At 34.4% G+C, this 20,455-nt stretch carries 16 protein-coding genes and 1 pseudogene; 5 read left to right on the top strand and 12 right to left on the bottom strand.

The genetic code is table 11. The features are described 5' to 3' along the window. The 6 genes and pseudogenes from ACKVOD_RS00960 to ACKVOD_RS00935 form a co-directional block, all read right to left on the bottom strand. Positions 1–1,240 (bottom strand): annotated as a pseudogene (locus ACKVOD_RS00960) (hypothetical protein); the annotation flags it as partial. Between the two features lie 34 nt (positions 1,241–1,274). Then, positions 1,275–3,341, bottom strand: a complete 2,067-nt coding sequence (locus tag ACKVOD_RS00955; RefSeq protein WP_409207612.1) for an ice-binding family protein — start codon at positions 3,339–3,341, stop codon at positions 1,275–1,277. Positions 3,342–4,148: 807 nt separating this feature from the next. Further along, positions 4,149–5,126 (bottom strand): response regulator, encoded by a 978-nt coding sequence (locus tag ACKVOD_RS00950; RefSeq protein WP_409207611.1) that lies wholly within the window; start codon positions 5,124–5,126, stop codon positions 4,149–4,151. A gap of 85 nt (positions 5,127–5,211) precedes the next feature. After that, complete coding sequence (locus ACKVOD_RS00945; protein WP_409207610.1) at positions 5,212–8,283, bottom strand: PAS domain S-box protein; 3,072 nt, start codon at positions 8,281–8,283, stop codon at positions 5,212–5,214. A 29-nt stretch (positions 8,284–8,312) separates the two neighbouring features. Then, positions 8,313–8,633, bottom strand: a complete 321-nt coding sequence (locus tag ACKVOD_RS00940; protein ID WP_409207609.1) for a hypothetical protein — start codon at positions 8,631–8,633, stop codon at positions 8,313–8,315. A gap of 31 nt (positions 8,634–8,664) precedes the next feature. Further along, on the bottom strand, positions 8,665–9,174 hold the full coding sequence (locus ACKVOD_RS00935; protein WP_409207608.1) for a PAS domain-containing protein: 510 nt from the start codon (positions 9,172–9,174) through the stop codon (positions 8,665–8,667). A 397-nt stretch (positions 9,175–9,571) separates the two neighbouring features. Here ACKVOD_RS00935 and ACKVOD_RS00930 point away from each other — a divergent pair, with 397 nt between their 5' ends. The 4 genes from ACKVOD_RS00930 to ACKVOD_RS00915 all read left to right on the top strand — a co-directional run bounded on the left by ACKVOD_RS00930 (position 9,572) and on the right by ACKVOD_RS00915 (position 14,548). Continuing rightward, entirely contained in the window at positions 9,572–10,573 is a 1,002-nt protein-coding gene (locus ACKVOD_RS00930; RefSeq protein WP_409207607.1) for a type IV toxin-antitoxin system AbiEi family antitoxin, read from the top strand. Beyond that, positions 10,548–11,399 carry a hypothetical protein gene (locus tag ACKVOD_RS00925; RefSeq protein ID WP_409207606.1) on the top strand — a complete coding sequence of 284 codons (852 nt, stop codon included), beginning with the start codon at positions 10,548–10,550 and terminating at the stop codon, positions 11,397–11,399. The genes ACKVOD_RS00930 and ACKVOD_RS00925 overlap by 26 nt, the downstream gene beginning before the upstream one ends. Positions 11,400–12,350: 951 nt before the next feature. Further along, a complete protein-coding gene (locus ACKVOD_RS00920) occupies positions 12,351–12,773 on the top strand; it encodes a DUF6943 family protein (protein WP_409207605.1) in 423 nt (140 codons plus the stop codon). Between the two features lie 164 nt (positions 12,774–12,937). Then, positions 12,938–14,548 carry an AAA family ATPase gene (locus ACKVOD_RS00915; protein WP_409207604.1) on the top strand — a complete coding sequence of 537 codons (1,611 nt, stop codon included), beginning with the start codon at positions 12,938–12,940 and terminating at the stop codon, positions 14,546–14,548. A 189-nt stretch (positions 14,549–14,737) separates the two neighbouring features. Here the strand turns inward: ACKVOD_RS00915 and ACKVOD_RS00910 are convergent, their stop codons facing one another. Genes ACKVOD_RS00910 through ACKVOD_RS00895 form a run of 4 tightly spaced genes read right to left on the bottom strand, consistent with a single transcriptional unit; the run spans position 14,738 to position 16,301 of the window. Then, complete coding sequence (locus tag ACKVOD_RS00910) at positions 14,738–14,914, bottom strand: hypothetical protein (protein ID WP_409207603.1); 177 nt, start codon at positions 14,912–14,914, stop codon at positions 14,738–14,740. Beyond that, positions 14,904–15,137: a hypothetical protein gene (locus ACKVOD_RS00905; RefSeq protein WP_409207602.1), complete on the bottom strand. Its 234-nt coding sequence runs from the start codon at positions 15,135–15,137 to the stop codon at positions 14,904–14,906. Before ACKVOD_RS00905 ends, ACKVOD_RS00910 begins: the two co-directional genes overlap by 11 nt. Further along, the gene (locus tag ACKVOD_RS00900; RefSeq protein ID WP_409207601.1) at positions 15,134–15,544 is read right to left on the bottom strand and encodes a DUF5675 family protein; all 411 of its coding nucleotides are present in this window, start codon (positions 15,542–15,544) and stop codon (positions 15,134–15,136) included. Before ACKVOD_RS00900 ends, ACKVOD_RS00905 begins: the two co-directional genes overlap by 4 nt. 1 nt (position 15,545) lies before the next feature. Continuing rightward, a complete protein-coding gene (locus tag ACKVOD_RS00895; protein WP_409207600.1) occupies positions 15,546–16,301 on the bottom strand; it encodes a hypothetical protein in 756 nt (251 codons plus the stop codon). A gap of 862 nt (positions 16,302–17,163) precedes the next feature. Here ACKVOD_RS00895 and trxB point away from each other — a divergent pair. Next, entirely contained in the window at positions 17,164–18,111 is a 948-nt protein-coding gene (trxB, locus tag ACKVOD_RS00890; protein WP_409207599.1) for a thioredoxin-disulfide reductase, read from the top strand. A 57-nt stretch (positions 18,112–18,168) separates the two neighbouring features. Here trxB and ACKVOD_RS00885 read toward each other — a convergent pair whose 3' ends face one another. Together ACKVOD_RS00885 and ACKVOD_RS00880 are read right to left on the bottom strand one after the other, a co-directional pair. Then, the gene (locus ACKVOD_RS00885; RefSeq protein ID WP_409207598.1) at positions 18,169–19,002 is read right to left on the bottom strand and encodes a GIN domain-containing protein; all 834 of its coding nucleotides are present in this window, start codon (positions 19,000–19,002) and stop codon (positions 18,169–18,171) included. Between the two features lie 235 nt (positions 19,003–19,237). Next, a partial coding sequence (locus ACKVOD_RS00880) for a hypothetical protein (protein WP_409207597.1) occupies positions 19,238–20,455 on the bottom strand: 1,218 nt, incomplete at its 5' end.

Raw genomic sequence — 20,455 nt, 5'->3', positions numbered from 1 at the left:
TTAATTGTGCGGTATTTGTAAAAGTCAAAGTTACTTGTCCCGGAGCAGTTCCGATTACGGCTTGAACTCCGTTTACGGTGTCATTGGCTAGTACACTTGGTGTGTTAGTTCCTGCTAATACACTTGGAGTATCTGCTACTGCTACAATTGCTGGAGCAGTTACCGTTACATCAGTTATTACTGTACTACAATTTAATGAATTGTTTACTTCACAAATAGTATAACTAATTGGATAGGTACCTGCTGGAGTATTTGCTACAACAGCTATTGTTCCATCAACATTCATTGTTAATTGTGCGGTATTTGTAGAAGTCAAAGTTACTTGTCCCGGAGCAGTTCCGATTACGGCTTGAACTCCGTTTACTGTGTCATTGGCTATTACACTTGGTGTGTTAGTTCCTGGTAATACACTTGGTGTATCTGTTACTGATGCTATTACTGGCGCAGTTACGGTTATAATACTTGTTACCGAACTACAATTAGTTGGGTTAGTAACTTCACAAATTTTATAAATAATTTGATAACTTCCTGCTGTTGTGTTTGCTGCAACAGTGATTGTTCCATCAGCATTCATTGTTAATGGTCCGTTTGGTGTAGAAGTCAAAGTTACTTGTCCCGGAGCAGTTCCGATTACGGCTTGAACTCCGTTTACTGTGTCATTGGCTATTACACTTGGTGTGTTAGTTCCTGGTAATACACTTGGCGTGTCAACTACTGCTAAAATTGCTGCTAAACATGAAGATTTCACTACAACTATCACGCTTTCTTTGCTGTAACAACCTACTATATTATCTCTATAAGCAACATAGTATGTTCCTGCAGCAGCAGCAGCAGTAATTGCATTTCCTGATAGCCTATTGAAATCTGATACAGGTGAAGCATTATGAAATGTTAGCGTCATTCCTGAAGGAGTACCCGTAGTTTCCACAAAGCTATTAAAATCTACAGTAGCAACAGGACATATATTTGTGGCTACACGTATTGGTGCCGCTTCACTATAACAAGTGCCAAAATTATAGACGCCATAGTAAAGCCCTGAAAGTACTGCTGTGGGAGATGCTACCCAATTACTTGATGATATTGGCAAAGCATTGTGCCACTCAAATGTAGCACCACTTGGTGGAGATGCAGGCTGGTGCGTCGTTAAGTCTGCGGTTTGGGCAAATGTTACATTAACAAAGCCTAACAATACAAACATCCAACCCAATATCCAGTATTTTATATTTATATATTTTTTCATATCAAAAAATTTATTTTACAGATAATGGGATAATTTAATTTAATGTTGGTGCTGCAATCTTGATCGTACAATTATCCAATGTCCATACATCGATTAAAGCTTTTTTCTTAGTTAAACTTAAATCTGCAGTACAAGTGTTAGAGCCTACTGTGAAAGTAAGTGTGCTTAAAGTAGTGCCATCATAATTCATTGGGATATTGAATGTTTGGACTCCCGTAGTAGTTGTAGTTACGTGGGTAATTCCATTGGCTAAACTCATACCTGACCCACTCAAAGTAACTGGAAAATTACCTGCGGTTGTTACATTCATAGTAACTACAAGTGTTACTTGATTAGGTACGCCTTGAACTGGTGCTTGAATAATTTGAGTTTTAGCACAATCTAATGTTCCAGCCTCTGCTGATGCTGTTACCGTTACATTACTTGTTACTGTACTACAATTTGTTGGGCTAGAAACCTCACAAATTTTATATGTTATTGGATAAGTTCCTGCTGGCGTGTTTGCTGCAACTGCAATAGTTCCTGTAGCAAGATTCATTGTTAATGGTCCGTTTGGTGTAGATGTCAAAGTTACTTGTCCTGGAGCAGTTCCGATTACGGCTTGAACTCCATTTAAGGTATCATTCCCAATTACACTTGGTGTGTTGGTTCCTGGTAATACACTTGGACTATCTGTTACTGCTGCAATTACTGGCAACCCCAAAGGCGTAGAAGTAACGCATTCTGGATTGGTATAAATTACACAAGTGTCAGTGTTTACTGCTCCAGATGTGGAAAACTGTCGGCCCGATAGAAACACCCCTGCTCCTGAATTACAGGCTCCGCCATGGGAAAGGAATGTTCCTTTCATAATACTTGCAGCTCCTATATTAACTGCACCCGTAGCAACTCCAGCTCCGCCAATCCAAAAAACATTGCAACGACGAGCTCCATTAGCTAAAATTATTTTTGATAATGCCGCTACGTTAAATGCGCCTGCAAACTTAAATACAAATATTGAATTGGGATTATTTTGAGCGTCTAAGGTGATAGTTCCTGATAAAGAACCTGCACCATTTACAAAATAAACGCCGGCATTTATTGTTTCTCCAATGCCAAAAGCTGCAGCATGGCTAGTTACCGTATTTGGTAAAGCCATAAGCGCTGTATAAGCGATATCTAAATCTATTGCGGCTTGTGCTGTAAGTGCATTTGCAGTCTGCTCAGTTCCGATATGGACTCCATTTGTGTAACCAGAGATAGCACCACCATCTGTACCAATGTCGCCATTCATTCCAGAGATACCTGTATTGGCTATGGCACCCAAACTAGTATAAAGTGCAAAGTTTGAAAGAACTCCCAAAACATCAACGGACAGGGCGGGACTGCAATCCGATTCACAAAATATTGGAATAGTACAAATACCGGGAGGTGGGCTTGCAACAGCGTCCACTCCAATTGTTATTGCTCCAGCCATGGTGAGCATTCTTCCTTCAAGAATAACATTTGCGCCAAGACCAACAGCTCCTACTTTCGAAAATAAATTTCCTTTTATATTAGCCCCTGCCGCAATAGAAATCGCCCCATTTGCAATATAAAAAACATTACAAGACTGTGTTCCGCCCGTTAAGGTAACCACTGCGCCCGCACCAACTGTCAATGCCCCGTTAAATTTAATTATAAAGAAAGCATTAGGATCACCTCCTCCATCAAGAGTAAGAGCTGCCCCTATAGATCCAGCGCCATCTGTGGAGTAGACTCCAGGGGTAAGGGTACCAACGAAAGCTGGACCACTTGTGCCAGGAAAGTCAACAAACTTGTCATTTAGATGAATATACAACCTAAGCAGATCTTTTCTGGCCTGGTCGGTAGCAGCATTAGCATTGTAGGTGTTGCCGGTATAAGGTGGCGAAATAAATCCGCTAATAATTCCTAAATGGGTACCAACATCACCATTAACCGTACCTCCAGCGCCATTTGCAACTCCTCCAGCTCCAGTATAACATTCAAAAGAGGTAAGTATTCCTAAATTGGCTGTGCCATTTGGAGTCTGTCCAAAACTTGTATTTGGAAATGACAATAAAGCGATAGCTATTACGCTATAGAGTAAATTTTTTTTCATAATAAATGATTTAATTGTGAATATCATAACAAAAACTAATTGCAACAAATTTGTTGTTACCAATTATAAATTATATTGTATACATTTAGTTAATGTACAAAGTACCGCTTTCTATAAACTAATAAAATCAGTAGATATACTCTTTTATTCTTAAGATTAAATTATCAATCTGTAAAAATACGTAGAGGTATTATTGTAAATAGTATTAGGCACCAAATTTCAGGTCTATCATTTCAGGTTATATTAGGTAGTTTTAAAGTCGGAAGTTTTTTTGTTGTTTTCCAATTTAGTCTATTTTTGTTAAAGACAAATTGGACAGAAACCAAAAGAATATACTAAAGTATTGTTCCAATGATTTGTGTCAAGTGCTATTCAATTAATAATCAAATTAATTTTGTGGAGCTTAAGTCATAGTCAGTAGGCTCTGTAAGCTTATCAGTGTTTTTGCTGCTCTTGGAAAAGGGTTTTTAGATGTTTCTAAAATAGTATTGCATTTACACCTAAATTATAAACTATGAGTTGATAATTATAAACTATGAGTTTATTACTCCGTAGTTTGGAGTCATTATCAATTGTATCTTTTTAGTTTAGACGGAGCGGAATTTTTAAAGTCTAAATGTTTTATAACCACAAATCGATTACCAATATGTAATTGTAAACCCATATGGATATTTATTTAAATGTCAGATTAAGTACCTCTTTTAACAGACTAAATGACTCCGTATAAATACGCTTTTTTCCATTAAATTAAAAAAACACCGTATAAATACGTAGCTGTTTTTCGGTAAATATCTGTAAGCCTATTTTTTATGCCATTTTAATTAATCCATTATGGATAGCATACATAATAAGTTCAGCAATGTTTTTGCTGCCTGTTTTTTCCAAAAGATTGGCTCTGTAGGTTTCAATAGTTCGAAGTCCTAGGCAAAGGGTTTCTGAGGTTTCCAAAGTAGACTTACCTATACAAATCAATTTTAGCACTTCAAGTTCGCGATTAGTTAATTTGATAGGAATATTTTTTATAGTTTTATATATAAATGGAACTGAATTTTCAGTATCTAATTTAGTGATATTGCCTACAATGCTTGTTTGTCCATTATATGTAATTACAGATCCAATTAATTCAACAAATACAGTATTTGAAGTTTTGTGGATAGCTTCAAATTTCAGAGATATAGAACTTCCCAATTCTCCTAAGCAACGATCAAAATCGTTTAAAATTTTTGATTTATTACTGTTATTATCATCGAGAAGTTTCTCAAAATTTATTGAAGAAAAATCATCATAATCATAACCAAAAATATTTGCTAAAGAGGTATTGTAAAATATAAATTGGTCATTTTGATAAATAAAGATACCTAATGTTGGATGATTTATGAGAGCATTAAATTTTTCGTCATTAATTTGTTTAATCGTATCATATTTAGCGAGACGCGTATTGATAACTCTCAATAAATCATAGAGATCGAAAGGTTTAGTAATATAATCATCAGCACCTAATTTCATTCCTGCTCTAACATCTTCATTTTCTGTTCGAGCTGAAAAAAACACTAAAGGAATGGTCGAAGTAGCCTTAATCTGCTTTATAGTTTTATAAAAATCAAGTCCATTCATATTAGGCATAGATATGTCGCAAAGGATAAGATCAGGTAAGTGCTTTAAAGTTTGTTGTACTCCCACAAGTCCATCCTCAGCAATAAAAACTTCAAAGTTTTGCCCCTTAATAAATGCAGCTGTATTTTCTCTTAAGACACTATCGTCTTCTATGATAAGAATCTTTTTCATTTAAAAAAAATTAGAATAATAAATATTTTAGTATTGATTGAAAGACAGAGTCGGTGTTTGTTCTTTTTAGATTAAATTGAATATACTACGTTTGTAAGTAGGGTAATGTAATAGTTACTGTAGTTCCTTTATCTACAACTGATTCAATTAACAATTTGCCTTTATGAAGATCAACGAATCGTTTTACTATAGATAAACCAAAACCAGTTCCTTTTATAGATCCGCTGTTAGAAGCACGGTAAAATGGTTCTAATAAATATTTTATTTCTTCATGAGGTATTCCTATACCTTGATCCTTGATTGTGAATTCTATTTCTTTATTGTCTATTTCATTTAATTCGAAGATAATATTTTTATTACTGTATTTTATGGAGTTAGAGATGATATTATTAAAAATGTGGCGAATCATAATTGAATCCATATAATAGTTATTAATATCTAAGTTGGATTTCAGTATTACTTTTTGATTGGTTTCTGATACGCGTATATTTTCTTCAATAATTTCATTTAGGAGTGGAAGAAGTTGAATATTTGTAGGTCTAAAAAAAGTTTTGCTAGTTTGTTCTTCATCAATCAAAGAAACATCGTCGAGTAATGCTTTAGTATGTTGAACAGCATCAAATATTTGTTTAAACAATTTTTCTTTCTTATCCTTGTCCCAAATATCATTGTATATATGAAGTAGTTGAACACTAGAAAGAATTCCTGCTAAAGGGGTTCTGAATTCGTGGGAAACGGTAGATATAAATTGTGACTTTAATACATTGACCTCTTTCAGTTTGTTATTTAATTGAACCAGTCGTTCTTCTTCTAGTTTCCTTTTTGAGATGTCGTTGATTGTAGAGATTAATAAGGCTTGTCCACTAATGGACATTGGACTGGTATACATTTCAATATCACAAGTTTCACCTGAAGCCAGCTTATGAATAAATTGGAAATAGGATGGTCCTGTAATTGTGAATTTTTTCATTTCTTCCAATAATTGATCTGATGGAAAAGTACTAATATCCGATATGGTCATTAGTTTAAATTCTTCCAACGAATAACCATAAAATTGTGTGGCAGCCGAATTAACATCGATGATGTTACCACTTGTTGGGTCGATTAGGAGTTGAGGAGTCTGATTTTTTTCGAACATGGCAAAATACAGCTGACTACTTTCTTTTAATGCGAGATCTGCTTTTTTACGATCAGTTATATCTAAATGAATTCCAATAGAACCTACTAAATTTCCCTCATCATCATAATTAGGTGCTCCACTAACTGCCCACCATCTTAGTTCTCCTCTTTTGTTTTTAACCTGGATTTCATAAGAATCTGATTTGCCTTGTTGTCTAAGTTGGATTTTAGAATTAATAACGGCACTGTTTTCCCCAAAAATAAATACTTCATTTGGGGTTTTGCCTAAAAGTTCGCTTATTTCATACCCTGAAATATCCGCAAAACTTTGATTGGCATATTGGATAATATCATTATTATCAACTTCAAGTAAACCAAGATTCATATTGGCAATGATATTTTGGTATTTTTCTTGTAAAACTTTGCGAAGGCGTTCTTCTTTTTTTCGTTGGGTAATATCCCTACTTACATAACCCAAACCAATCGCTTTCCCGGTAATAGTATCTCTGATTACGAAAGCAGACATTTGTACTGGGATCGCCTTCTTAGTTTTAATATTTAATAGGTGCATTTCACCTTCCCATTTTCCTTCTTTTTTTAAACCATCTGAAATATCCTCTCTTATAAATTTAATTTCTTTAGAATCAAAAAAATCATGGATCTTGAAGTTGGAAAGCATTTTGTTATCATCAATGCCTAGATGTTTTCTTGCAGCTTTGTTCATAAATGTTGGGTTTCCATTCACATCTGCAAAAGCAATAAAATCTTGACTGGTTTCAATTAAAGCAAACAACTGTTGTTTTTCTTTCTCTGTGTTTGTTAGTTCGGTAATATTTCGAAAACTCCATACACGACCTCTATGAACTCCATCCATAAACCTTGGTTGCGAATACCTATCAAATTCACGGCCGTCTTTTAATTCAATAATATCAGAACTTATCGCTTCTGGATTCGCATATAATTCTTGTACTTTTGCAAGGAAATTTTGTGGGTTTACCAACTTATCTAAAACATAGTCAAGTGCTTTGTTATCATCCATTGTATGCATTACCTCATCTGGAATACTCCATAGTTCTTGAATTTTTTTATTGAAGCGCACTATATTGCCAACTTCATCAACTACTAAAATACCATCAGCAGTCGATTCTAAGATTGCTTCCATACTCGATAAAGAATCTTCTAATGATTTTTCAATATTTTTGCGTTCGGTTATATCACGGGCAATTGCGTAAAGTTCTCCTGTTATTTCATCAGGATTAGCAACCCAGCTCATTGACAGGTAATCGCCATTTTTTGTTATAAACCGATTTTCGAAGTTTATCGTTTTTTCTCCTGTTGCTAATTTTTTAATTTCATTAGAAGTGATAGTAACATCATCAGGATGAATGAAATCATAAAACGGTTTTGCAAGCAATTCTTCTATTGTCCAACCTAAAGTTAGTGTAAATGCAGGGTTAAGTTTTTTGAAATATCCATCAGTACCAGCCACGCATATCAGATCAATTGAAAGGTCAAACATTTTTTCTAATTTCTCCTTTTCAGCATTTTTTTTTCTGGATACAATTTGTGAAACTACTTCATTGGCTAAAAGTGTCAAGGCTTGCCTTTGGTCGGCAGTTAATGTTCTAGCTTCTCTATCGATTACACAAAGAGAACCAAGCGCATAGCCCTCGGGATCAATTAATGGAAAACCTGCATAGAATCGGATATTGGGTTGGCCTGTTACTAAAGGGTTGCTTAAAAAACGTTCATCCTTTGTTGCATCTTCAATTTCAAAAAGGGATTCACCATTAATTGTATATTGGCAAAAGGAAACATCTCTAGGAATTTCAGGTGTATCCAAACCAATTTTAGATTTAAACCACTGCCTGTCCTTATCACCTAAAGTAATTAATGCAATGGGAACTCCGCATATTATTGACGCTAATTGTGTGATACGATCGAATTCTTCTTCTGGCAAAGTATCAAGAATATTGTATTGAGCCAAAGCGTCTAAACGAGACACTTCATTTTTTGGTATAGGGAGATTTTTATTCATGATGTTTAAAAGAATTTGAATTGATACGTTTATTTAGCGTTTTCAGAAGATTTAATTAAATTATAAATGGTTGATTTTCCAATATCTAGCTTTTTTGCTGTTTTTAACACATCATTATTGTTCTTTTTTAAATAATGAGCTATAATTTCGGCAGTATATTCTTTTAAAGTCTTTTCTTCTGATATGAAAAAATCAGTAGTATTTATACTATTAAAGGTAAGATCATCAGCGCCTAATTTCATTCCTGCTCTAACATCTTCATTTTCAGTTCGAGCTAAAAAAAACACTAAAGGAATAGTAGAAGTAGCCTTAATCTGTTTTATAGTTCTATAATAATCAAGTCCATTCATATTAGGCATAGATATGTCGCAAAGGATAAGGTCAGGTAAGTGCTTTAACGTTTGCTGGATTTGCATCAGTAATCTTGCCTGTGATTGCATCAAGAATTAAAATTCCCTCTTTAGATGATTCAAATATTCGGTGCGAACGTATTTCAGCATTTTGTATTTTTTCTAGAGCTAATTTGCGATCAGTGATGTCTTGGATTACTCCAATCATAGAAAGTTCATTAGCTTGGTCATCAAAAATAATTTCCCCCCATCCTTCAACCCATCGAATCTCACCGTCATTCTTGCGAATGATTCTGCTTTCCTTGCGAAACAAGTTTTGATTTATAATAGACTCTCGAAAATACTGCTCCATAATTTCTTTGTCTTTAGGATGAATAATATCTATCCATGTTTCCATAGTATTTAAAGTTATACTATCTTGAAATCCAAAAATAAATCGTAATTCTTGAGAAAACTCCATAAAATTATTGGATGCATTAAATTGAAAGGAGCCAATGTTTCCAATTCTTTGAATTTTTTTAAAAACAGACTCCTTTTCCATAAAAATATTTTTTTAAGCTTTTTTTTGATTATTTTATAATTGACTAGTCCTAAATAATCAATACAGATTATTAGCCAAAAATAGATAAATTAAACAGCAAAAAACGTTTTTGATGCTCTTTTTAGTTTTATAGGTTTTCATTATTATTTACTTTGCTCGTGCATTTGATTTGGAGTTAACATATGGTTGTATAAATTAGGTCATTTTTCATTATAAATGGTAACTTTTTCCTTTATTGCACTTGGAGTTAAAATATGTTGCATTCAATAAAAAAATTAAATGCAACATGTTTTACAGCTTTATAATATATTTTGCAACTTTAGTAATATAAATGTATTACTTTTGTTCACAAATAAAACCAGTTCACGTTTCCGTGAACATTAAAAATAAGTGAACAATGAACCCGCAAGAGATAATTCACAACGCATTAAATAACATCCAAACAAAAGCAAATATCATTGGAAAATGGAAGGATGCAGAAGGTCAAGACAGGATTGATGGGGAACTAAAACTAGAAATAGAGAACCATACAATCCGTCTTTTTACGGATATAAAAACCGAAGTAAGAACTATTCACCTCGATAAAATAGAAAAACTAGCCAAAGAATATCATCCGTTTATTGTGGTGGCGCAAAGAATATTCCCTAAAATAAAAGATGAACTCCGCAGCAGAAATATTGCCTATTTAGAAGCGAATGGAAATATTTACCTAAATGAGGAAGGGTTATTTTTATGGATAGAAGCTAATAATCCCATTGAAATCAAAGATAAAATAACGAATAGGGCATTTACAAAAACAGGTTTAAAAGTGGTGTATCAATTCCTGATAAACGAAGATTGGATTAATTATACCTACAGACAAATTGCTGAAGAAACAAATACCGGAATTGGAAATGTAAATAACATCTTTACAGGCTTGAAACAGGAAGGATACCTATTGCAGCTAAACAAAGAGCAATATAAATTGGAGAATAAAAAGAAGCTGCTAGAAAAATGGATAATGGAATATGAAAAACGCCTAAAACCAACACTAACAATTGGAACATTTCGTTTTCTAAAAGAAGATGATTTTTATAATTGGAAAAAGTTGCAACTACAAAATGGTAAAACTTGCTGGGGTGGTGAACCCGCTGGTGATTTATTTACAAATTATTTACGCCCTGAAGAGTTGACAATCTATACAACAGAAACTAGGGGTGATTTAATGAAAAATTATCGTCTAGTTCCTGATATCAATGGAAATGTAAAAATTTTTAAAAAGTTCTGGGAGAATGAAGGCGTAAATGATAATGTAGTTCATCCACTATTGGCATATACAGATTTAATAAATAAAGGAGACAGAAGATGTACCGAAACAGCTCAAAAAATATACGATGAGTACCTACAAAATAAATTTTAAACAATTACGCCAGCAACCTCAACTTTCCGAAATGCTTTCAGCATTGGAAAGAGGTTTAAACAAATTCGATATTGACTTCTATTTGGTTGGTGCAGTAGCTCGAGATCTTTGGATGAGTGCCATTAATGATATTCCACCTAGCAGAATCACGGGAGATATTGATTTTGCTGTTTTTATTGATGACAAAGGAACCTATGATAATTTGAAAAAGTACCTAATCGAAGTGGAAGGTTTTTCACCATATAAGGGTAATGCTTTTGTCTTGGTTTGGAAAGGTTTTATACAAGTGGATTTACTTCCGTTCGGTGAAATTGAAGACAAGAATGCGGGGATTACCATTGAAGGTAGTGGGTTGACAAGTCTCAATATGCCCGGATTCAAAGAAATCTATGATGAGGGTTTGCCAGTAGTAGAACTAGAAGAAATACACAAATTCAAATTCTGCACACTTCCAGGAATAGTGATTTTAAAATTAGTTGCTTGGCAAGATAGACCTGAAATCAGAAGGGATGACATAAAAGACGTGAGTAATATCTTAAAACATTTTTTCGATATGTACGCAGAGGAAATCTTTGAGAACCACAACGACCTTTTTGGCGATAATGCTTTCGAATTAGATTTAATCGCCGCTAGAGTAATGGGAAGAGAGATTAACAAAATTGCTAAACGCAATGAAATACTGCACAATAGATTGAAGGATTTATTGGAAGTCAGTACAAATAATAAGGATATTGAAATTGCAAAAATTATGGTAGAATTTTATGAAAACACCATCGAAGATAATTTAGTCCTATTAGAACAGATAAAAATTGGATATTTAGAATAAACCATTCCATTATACACTTCACGGACACCCGAGAGCTTTGCTCGAACAGGTGAAGCCATCAACAGGTGAAGCCATCAAGCGGTCTCTCTACGGTCGTTCCCTTTGTTCCGTTCGGCTGTTCCAGTCGGTCGTGCCTTCCTCCGTTCCACAGTCACTTCACAGCACAAAAAAATAAGGCAGTCCAGCCAAAAGTGGGACAACCTTATTTTTCCGCTGTTCGTTCCTCATCTTCACACGTTCTCTTCCTGCGTTCGGTCGGGCTTATGCATCCACAATACCGTCCCGCCCTAAAAAGCGGGACCGTATTATGTCTGCCGCCCTATATTTTTTCAGCGGTTGCTCCTTCGCACAGCCATCGGGGTTGGCTCCGCTCCACTCTCCTGCTCCTTATTGCATAAATAAATATTTCAAATAGTTGAATATTAATAGTAATCCATACCGTCATCCCGAGCGCAGTCGAGGGACGCTTTGCCCTAAATCAAGGAACGCCAAAGGCTGACTTATATTTTTTCCCCGCCGTTTCACGCTGCTATCCGCTTCGTTTCGCTCCGTTTACCCTGATGAAAATCAGGGTCTCCTCCACTTAACTTCCACATCTAGCGTGGCTGTTCGATTGCCGCAACACCACCGACTTCGCTCCTCATTCATTCCGCTATAATTCCGCTAGCGCTTCATTTTAGCTCCATTCCTTGCGGTGCTTGGGGGTGTTAAAATCCTCCACAACAGCTATAGTGCATTTTCTCGAAAAGAAAGAAAAAAAAAGGCAGCAAGTTTAGCATCCATTCCTCACTTCCAGTCGGGCTTCCCCTGAACTTGTTTCAGGGTCGTTATAATATTTTGAAACAGGGTAGCCCTCCGTTCCCGTTCGTCATTTCTGCTGTATTCAGGGCTTTCTTTTTTTTCCTTTTTTCTTTTCGGAAAATTGATTTTAATTTTTAAACCAAGAGTACTATGCCAAATTTCATCATCAAGACCCACCAAAAAGACACTACCTACAAGGGATACCAAATCTTTATCCTCAATAAAGGAATGAACTCCGGAAAACCCCAAAAAGAGCCCTTTACCAACAGTTTTGTGATTATGTTCCCAGACGAAAAGGATGCCGAAACGGTCTACTGGCTTGCTTATAGCCTTTGGAAATCCAATTTCTGGCACCAATTTTTAATCGGGTCCGTAATCCCCTTTTTACGCATAAACGATTTCAAGAAAGATTTTGATTCTAAAGTGAACGAAATGATGCAGGAACACGAGCTGTACCAGAAACAAATCCTAGCGTTGAGGTTGCTGGAACAAAAAGAAGATCAATTGCATAAAAATATTAGACTTATTAACGAAATGCGAAAAGCCATTCTATTCTCCTATAACAAGAAATAAAAAAGTGAAATTTGTAACATTATAATGTATATTTGAAAGAAATAAAGCTAGATGTTTGTCACGCAAAGCCACCCAAATAAGGGTAGATGGTGATTATTTTGTCTGACCAATCTATAAGTTATCGGCAAACCTGACAGACAAACCATACAAGCACCAAATTAAAAATGAGAATAAAAAAAATACAATTAAAAAACGGGTATAAAAGATTTCACGAGTTGACAATTGACTTGGGGAATGAACCTAAAAGAATTATTGCTTTGGTTGGACCAAATGGTTGCGGAAAAAGTAGCGTACTTGATGGAATGTTATTTCATAATAATGCTTATGGTGCAATTGGTGATAAAGGCGGTAAAGACCACAACTACCATTCAATGACTCAAATGCCTAATTTTAATTATCAAAATGTTGTGATTGAATTCGATACAGGTAATTTTGAACAAATTAAAAGCGATAGAACAAAAACCGGTAAAGAAAACACCATATTTTCATTTAGAAGTCCATACAGGTATAACAGTAATTTAAAAGTTACTCAATCTAAAGCTACTACTGAAATAAGGTTAAATAATTATGGCGCTACCGCATCTTCCGATTTGGATGATAAAATGGAAGAAAATTACAGAAGATTATATATTAAATTTAACAAATATCTTCACGAACAAGACTGTACACCAAGTCAAGCAAAAGCAAAAATCATTGGAGATTTAAACTCTTCTCTCAAAAACTGTCTTGATTTAGAAATAATGGGTATTGGAAACATTGAAGCAAATCAGGGAACAATGTTTTTTAAGAAAAGTGACCATCCAAAAGAATTTGAATTTAATGTTCTTTCTTCTGGTGAAAAAGAAGTTGTAGATATTTTACTTGATTTGTATTTAAGACAAGAAGAATATAATGAAACGATATTTTTAATTGATGAGCCAGAACTTCATATAAACACATCTATTCAAAAAAAACTATTACTAGAAATAAATAAACTAGTAGGTCCAAATTGTCAAATTTGGATCGCAACACACAGTATTGGCTTTTTAAGAGCATTACAAGAAGACTTAAAAGATGAATGCCAAATAATTCAATTTCAAAAAGGAATTAGTTGGGCATCAACTCAACAAACACTTTTTCCAATAAAAAAATCTTTAGTCAAATGGAAAGAAATATTTGAAACCGCACTAGACGATTTAACGGGATTGGTTAGTCCAAAACGTATAGTTTATTGCGAAGGTAAAGACCGTCCTGGGACAAATGGACTTGAAAAAGGGTTCGACGCTAAAGTTTTTAATAATATTTACGGTGAAAAGTATCACGACACGTTATTTATTTCAAGTGGTGGGAATACAGAACTTGACCAAAGAAGTGAAATAGCTCTTGCAATTTTAACAAAGGTCTTTTCAGAAATTGAAATTCTCGTATTTAAAGACAGAGACGTCTCTTCAGGCAGGCAAAATGATGAAAATGATAGACAAGTATATCTCAAAACTAATCCCAAGCATTTCAGAATTATGAAGCGTTGGGAAATTGAAAATTATTTATTTGACAAAGAAGTCTTAATTGCCTTTTGCAGTGCGAACAACTTAACTTTTAATGAAATAGAATATGATAAGTTTGTTACTAACATTGATGACAACAACATTAAAGATGAAATAAATCGCATTAGAAATTTTTGTGGTATAAGTACAAGTATTAGTGCAGAAAGTTTTAAACTGACATTATCTGAATATATTACCCAAGATATGGAAGTCTTTAAAGAATTAGAGAATTGTATATTTAATAGAGAATAAAAAGGGCAACCGATAACCGTCGTATGGCAATATGGTGTGGTTTAGGCTTTAAAAATAGTGTCTAATCGAAAGTTTCGGCATCTTTAATTCGCCACATCTCCAAATTACAAAACGTTAAAATAAAAAAAGCCAGGTCTCGCAACTTGGCTTTCTTAGTTAGTCCGGAAAAGGTTACCAATCATAACCAGACTATTTATTTTTAGATTTTGTCAACCATTTTAAAAGGAGCGAAACCATAAAACTGGCAGTGGCCCCCACGACCGCTAAGATAATTGTTTTTGCAATATCTTCCGAAAGAATATTGGGCAAAATGCTCAAAAATGTTCCAGATACGGTTCCGGTTCGGAGGGAAATATTAGTCTCCATCTCTGGGCTTATTTAGGTTCTCCTCCACAACTGTCATTTGGCTCACTGCCGAAATAACTCCTCCTGCAACTGCCATATAACCTGCAACAGTTACCACCGTTACGGGTAAAACAATGGGTGCTGCCACAATTGTTCCACTGATGGCCAACAAAGCCAAACCAATACTTCTCAAAATCTTGAAAAACTTGGGTGTTGGTGCTTTTATTCTTTCTACTATTTTCATACTATCTCTTTTTTAGACTGAATATTTAATTTAACTTCTTCATTTCGATCAAAAGCTGCATAAACCAACGTTTTCAGCTTTTCCAACGCTTTTCGGGAATTACTTCCCTTTCCAATCCCAGTGATTGTAGTTACAGGAGCAATACAGCCCAACAACTCTTTTTTGGCATCGTTGGCGGGATGGATTAAAATCAAATCTCTTCCCAGAACATTCATCAAATGCAAGTGCCATTTGAATTTGGGGCTAAACCGCTTCTGTAAGATATATTGTCCCTCGGGAATACAAGAAATACGCTTTTGGTTTCCCAACCAGGGCAATTCGATGGTATAACAAACTATTGTGCCGTTCCATTCTATAACCCCTTGCGTTCCCTCGGGAAAATAAGTCCTTGTCAACACCAGGACCATCCTACAATCCGCTCACCTGAACCAATGCCAATGGGTTGTAAGCACCATTTTTCAATGGGTACATTTGTCCATTCACTTCTTGGTAAAACTCAACTCCCAAAGCCAAAAACAATGGTTTTGTACTTGCTGGAGTCACTGCATTCAATTGGTTGATAGCAACAGTTGCCACGGCATCCCACGGAAGGATTGCAGTTTCAGAATGAGCTTCAACGAAAGTTTCTGTTTCAAAATCAATTTCTGCTCCTGCAGATATGATTTTAAAGTGGGTGGTTCCACTCGGTGCAGCAATCATATTTGCCGGAACAAACGGATCCAGATCAACAGTGATTTCACCGGTCACACGGTCAATTGCTCCCACAAATGGGGCAAATAAACTAGTGCCTAGTTTTCCTCTGATGTTGAATTCAAAGCCGGCAAGCAATTCTGCTTCGCCGTCAATCACGTTTCGTAACCCTCTCACGCTGGTTACGTCCGCCTGAATTACCTCAACCATTTTTTGGGTCAATCTACTCACCATTCTGCCGTCGGCAGTATTGATGAGCAATGCTCTCAAGGAAGTTCTCAAAATCTTCCCGGCTTTACCTGCTCTACCAAACTCGGAACCGTTCTCACGGGTTCTCTGGAACGCAGGATCATTCTTGATTCTGCTGGCGTCAATTCCGCCTTTTTCACGAGCCAAATGCCCGTCCTGTGTTTTGTAAAAAGTAATATCTCCGATAGTACCTTTCAACTTAATTATGCCTTTTTGCCTTGCCATAATTTCTAAAATATTAAATTAATAAATGTTTCAAATTCCCTCAATCATCATCCTGTTGCAACATCCTTAGATTGATTTCGTAAACAAATTTTAAACAATCATCATTAAGAAAAAAATTAGGTGTTCCGCATAAAGACATTCACATCACTTTGTTCCGAAAAAGAACAAATAGACAAGCTGCTTTTTTACTAAATTTGTCAAAATCAACTAGATGTTTCGAGTATGGCAAAGCCTAGTCAAAGGCATAGATAGTGTATGAAATCAATAATTTAAGCAGTATGATAGCTAACAAAAGAATGTGTATTCATCCAAAGGACGTACAGAGGATTACTGGCTACACCGAAAGGTTTGGAAGAAAGCTGTTAACCAAGATTAAAAAGTCCTTGAATAAAGAACCTCATCATTACATCAGTGTGGATGAATTTTGCGCCTATACAGGGCTTGATAAGGATGAGATGCTGCTTTACCTGATTGATTAAAGAAGTCCAACTCTAAAGACTTCAAATCAATTCAAATTTCAGCAAAACCACTAATTAATTTTGCATTCATTTGTATTCATTTAGCTTCAAACACAATTTTTTTTTGTATCTTTGAATACGTTCTTGAAGTTAACCAATCAACCACAAATAGTTCCAAATAAAATGAGAACTAAACGGTGACCTATAATGAAGTACATTCTGTAAAGCCAGTATTTACAGCACAAGATATGGGTGGGGTCTAATCCTGCCACCCCGACAAAAATCCTTTCTGTTTTTCAGAAAGGATTTTTCTTATTATACAATAACAAATAATGATAATTCAACAATTTTAATTTATACATTATTACTTAATTTTATTCTTTAAAACAATATACAAAAACGTTATGTCTGATACAATCGAAAAAATAAAATGCCTTATTATAGGTTCTGGGCCAGCAGGGTATACTGCTGGAATATATGCTGCCAGAGCCAACATGAATCCTGTTATATATCAAGGAATGCAGCCTGGTGGACAACTAACAACCACCAACGAAGTAGAGAATTTTCCAGGTTATGTTGATGGTGTTACCGGACCCGAAATGATGGTGCAGTTGCAAGCGCAAGCACAACGTTTTGGAACCGATGTGCGTGATGGTTGGGCTACAAAAGTAGATTTCAGTGGTGATGTTCATAAGGTGTGGATTAATGATAGTATTGAGCTACATTGCGAAACAGTGATTATTTCGACTGGTGCTACCGCTAAGTATTTAGGATTACCCTCAGAACAACATTACTTAAAAATGGGAGGAGGAGTTTCAGCTTGTGCAGTTTGTGATGGTTTTTTCTATAGAAACCAAGAAGTAGTTATTGTAGGTGCAGGAGATTCTGCTTGTGAAGAAGCTCATTATTTGTCTAAACTTTGTAAAAAAGTGACGATGCTAGTTCGTAGTGAAAAATTCCGCGCCTCAAAAATCATGGAAGAACGTGTACGAAAAACCGATAATATCACTATTTTAATGAATCATGACACGGTCGAAGTTCTTGGAGACAGTCAAGTAGTAACTGGTGTAAAAGCTAAAAATAAAACTACTGGAGAAGATTTTGATATTCCAGCAACCGGTTTCTTTGTAGCCATTGGTCATAAACCCAACACTGATATTTTCATAGACTTTCTTACTCTTGATGAAACAGGATATATCATTAATATTCCTGGTACCTCAAAGACAAATGTACCTGGAGTATTTGTGTCAGGCGACGCAGCAGATCATGTCTATCGACAAGCAATAACTGCTGCAGGGACTGGCTGTATGGCTGCTCTTGATGCCGAAAGATATTTGGCCGCTTTAGATTAATAAATGATTTATTAAGTTACAAAAAAAAGGCTCTTTCGTTATGGAAGAGCCTTTTTTTTATTTAGTTGGTTTTTTAATTAAAGTTGCGGAATCTTCAAACCCATTTATTTCAATTTTTTGATCTCCATAAATTTTGACTTCAGAATTTCCAGAAGCATTAATTCTAAGATTAGAATTACAGTTTATACTAGAATTTGAATAGCCTTCAGCCGTTAAATCAAAGTTTTTAACTATTAATTTTTGTGCTATAAAATCAGAATTATTATCAAGTCTAATAACAGCATTATTTACATCTCCTTCAAGGTTTGCTTTCCCTTTTTGGTATAAGTCACATTTTAGTTCTGCGGTAGCAATTAATGCTATTAATGTAGCATTTTTGCTCAATTCAATAATTGCATTTTCTGATTTTAAATTAAGTTCGATTTTAGATTTATCATCAGACTGTATCAAAAAATTTCTTGAATTTACATTTAAATTGAGTTTTGATTCGTTAAATGATTTAAATGTTATGTCTTCTAATTGTATTTCTTGAAGAGCATTTACTACAGATTCATTTTTTGTGATTACCATTTTTAAATCATTGGTATAAGTGATTCTAACAATTAATTTTTTGTAATTCACTACTGTTTTGTTAGTGTTTAATCTAAGAATATTGTCGCTTAAATCAATTTTAATAACGCTTTGAAGGTTGTCATCTGCTTCGATTTTTAATTCAGTTTTGTCTCCTTTTTCTAAAAAAACTTCAATATTATCACCAACCTCTATTGATTCAAAATTATCTATTTCTTTTTTTTCTATTGTAACTATTTTTGAACCTTTTATCTTTTCTCCTTTTTGTGCCCAAGTTAGTGAGGTTAATAAAAGTAGTATTAAAGCAATTCTTCTTTTCATTTTCATTTTTTTTAGTGACATACAAATATAAAAAAATCAATCACTTTTGATGATTGATTTTTGTGTTTTTAATTGAAAACAAGTAAATAGCATTTTAGATATAAAGCTTATGCTAAATATAAGAAGTATTTAATAATACAAACTCTATTTATTCTGTTGGTAACAGATTAAAATAATAAGTTTGTAACAGTAATAATGATATACTTTGCGATGATAATAAAAACTTTAATCATGTTTAGTTTGTTTTAATTTGTATTTCATTTTTATTTATAGTAATCCCTGTGCCATTTATAGTTACATTTTTCGAGTCACTTTGGTTTTCTGAAATGTCCTCTGAATCTAAGTCCTCGTTTTCAGACATTGGGCAAGTAACACAAAGAACTTTTTTATTTCCTACTTTGTAAATATTGTCACCTCTACTATCATTTATCTCAAAAAAAGAGTCGTCAGAAACATCATAGTTTTCTACATTTGAATGTAATTTAAACACAACTCCTTTAGGTAAAAACAAAGTAATTTCTATTTCTTGGTCTCGAAATTTATCTTTGAGTTCCGTCAATAAATAGTTGTTCAAAATTAAATTATTTCCCTGAATTATGTAGTCGTATTGAATTTTTTCTGCTCTTTTTTTTGCCTCGGCAAACGATTTTCCTTTTGATTCTTTTTCAATTTGAATATAAGCTAATTTTTCATCAGTGTCCATAATTTTGAAATGAACGTTATTTGAATAAATAAAATCTAGCCCTGTTGAATCTTGAATTACCTTAAAATTAGTATATTCGTCACTGTCTTTCGAATAATTTTCATTGATTTTAAACTTAACACAAAGTGTGTCTGTGGGTTTTAAATTTAGGACTTCCTTTTTGATTGTTCTTCCTTCTGCTGAAAATGCTGAAGCTTGATTTGCCCCAATTAAAATAGCTATAGTAACTGCAATTATCCAAATGGCTAACAAGGTATATTTTGCAATATTTCCGATAGACTTCATGTTAGGCGACAGTAGTTTAAATCCTAAAACTGTCAAAAAGAAAAAGGGGATACCAACAGCAAAAAACATTAACAATCCAAAAGTCCAAACAGGATAATTTGTAAAATTTCCAGCTTCAATAAATTCTTGCCAAGGCAAATCAATCATAGAAGAAGAGCCTAATGTAAAAACCCCTATAAACAAGGCTACTAATATAGATAGACCTGTGATTATTAACATTACTCCAAGAAATTTTGAAAAAGCTCTTAAAACAGCTATAATAAAATTACCAAATGAACTTCCAGCTTTATTGGCTACTGACTTTACTTCGTTGCCAAATTTATCATAATCTACTTTTTTTAATTTATTTGAAACATTTTCAAATTCTTCTCTAACTTTTTTTTCAATATTGGCTATGTTAACAGGCTCGCCGGTCATTTCAAGTTTTTCGGCAGTTGTTGTTGCTTCTGGCATAACAATCCAAAG

Origin of the sequence: Flavobacterium sp., from assembly GCF_046155325.1 — a bacterium.
GTDB lineage: Bacteria > Bacteroidota > Bacteroidia > Flavobacteriales > Flavobacteriaceae > Flavobacterium.
Note: the sequence above shows the minus strand (reverse complement) of the source record. Positions and strands in the feature narration are given on the sequence as shown.

Bases quoted from the DNA above. Each gene is read 5' to 3' on its own strand.
- ACKVOD_RS00905 (WP_409207602.1), bottom strand. From the start codon at position 15,137: ATGAAAATAGTAGAAAGAATAAAAGCACCAACACCCAAGTTTTTCAAG.
- ACKVOD_RS00935 (WP_409207608.1), bottom strand. From the start codon at position 9,174: ATGGAAAAGGAGTCTGTTTTTAAAAAAATTCAAAGAATTGGAAACATT.
- ACKVOD_RS00915 (WP_409207604.1), top strand. From the start codon at position 12,938: ATGAGAATAAAAAAAATACAATTAAAAAACGGGTATAAAAGATTTCAC.
- ACKVOD_RS00910 (WP_409207603.1), bottom strand. From the start codon at position 14,914: ATGGAGACTAATATTTCCCTCCGAACCGGAACCGTATCTGGAACATTT.
- ACKVOD_RS00900 (WP_409207601.1), bottom strand. From the start codon at position 15,544: ATGGTCCTGGTGTTGACAAGGACTTATTTTCCCGAGGGAACGCAAGGG.
- ACKVOD_RS00885 (WP_409207598.1), bottom strand. From the start codon at position 19,002: ATGAAAAGAAGAATTGCTTTAATACTACTTTTATTAACCTCACTAACT.
- ACKVOD_RS00955 (WP_409207612.1), bottom strand. From the start codon at position 3,341: ATGAAAAAAAATTTACTCTATAGCGTAATAGCTATCGCTTTATTGTCA.
- ACKVOD_RS00945 (WP_409207610.1), bottom strand. From the start codon at position 8,283: ATGAATAAAAATCTCCCTATACCAAAAAATGAAGTGTCTCGTTTAGAC.
- ACKVOD_RS00930 (WP_409207607.1), top strand. From the start codon at position 9,572: ATGAACCCGCAAGAGATAATTCACAACGCATTAAATAACATCCAAACA.
- ACKVOD_RS00925 (WP_409207606.1), top strand. From the start codon at position 10,548: ATGAGTACCTACAAAATAAATTTTAAACAATTACGCCAGCAACCTCAA.
- trxB (WP_409207599.1), top strand. From the start codon at position 17,164: ATGTCTGATACAATCGAAAAAATAAAATGCCTTATTATAGGTTCTGGG.
- ACKVOD_RS00920 (WP_409207605.1), top strand. From the start codon at position 12,351: ATGCCAAATTTCATCATCAAGACCCACCAAAAAGACACTACCTACAAG.
- ACKVOD_RS00940 (WP_409207609.1), bottom strand. From the start codon at position 8,633: ATGAATGGACTTGATTATTATAGAACTATAAAACAGATTAAGGCTACT.
- ACKVOD_RS00950 (WP_409207611.1), bottom strand. From the start codon at position 5,126: ATGAAAAAGATTCTTATCATAGAAGACGATAGTGTCTTAAGAGAAAAT.
- ACKVOD_RS00895 (WP_409207600.1), bottom strand. From the start codon at position 16,301: ATGGCAAGGCAAAAAGGCATAATTAAGTTGAAAGGTACTATCGGAGAT.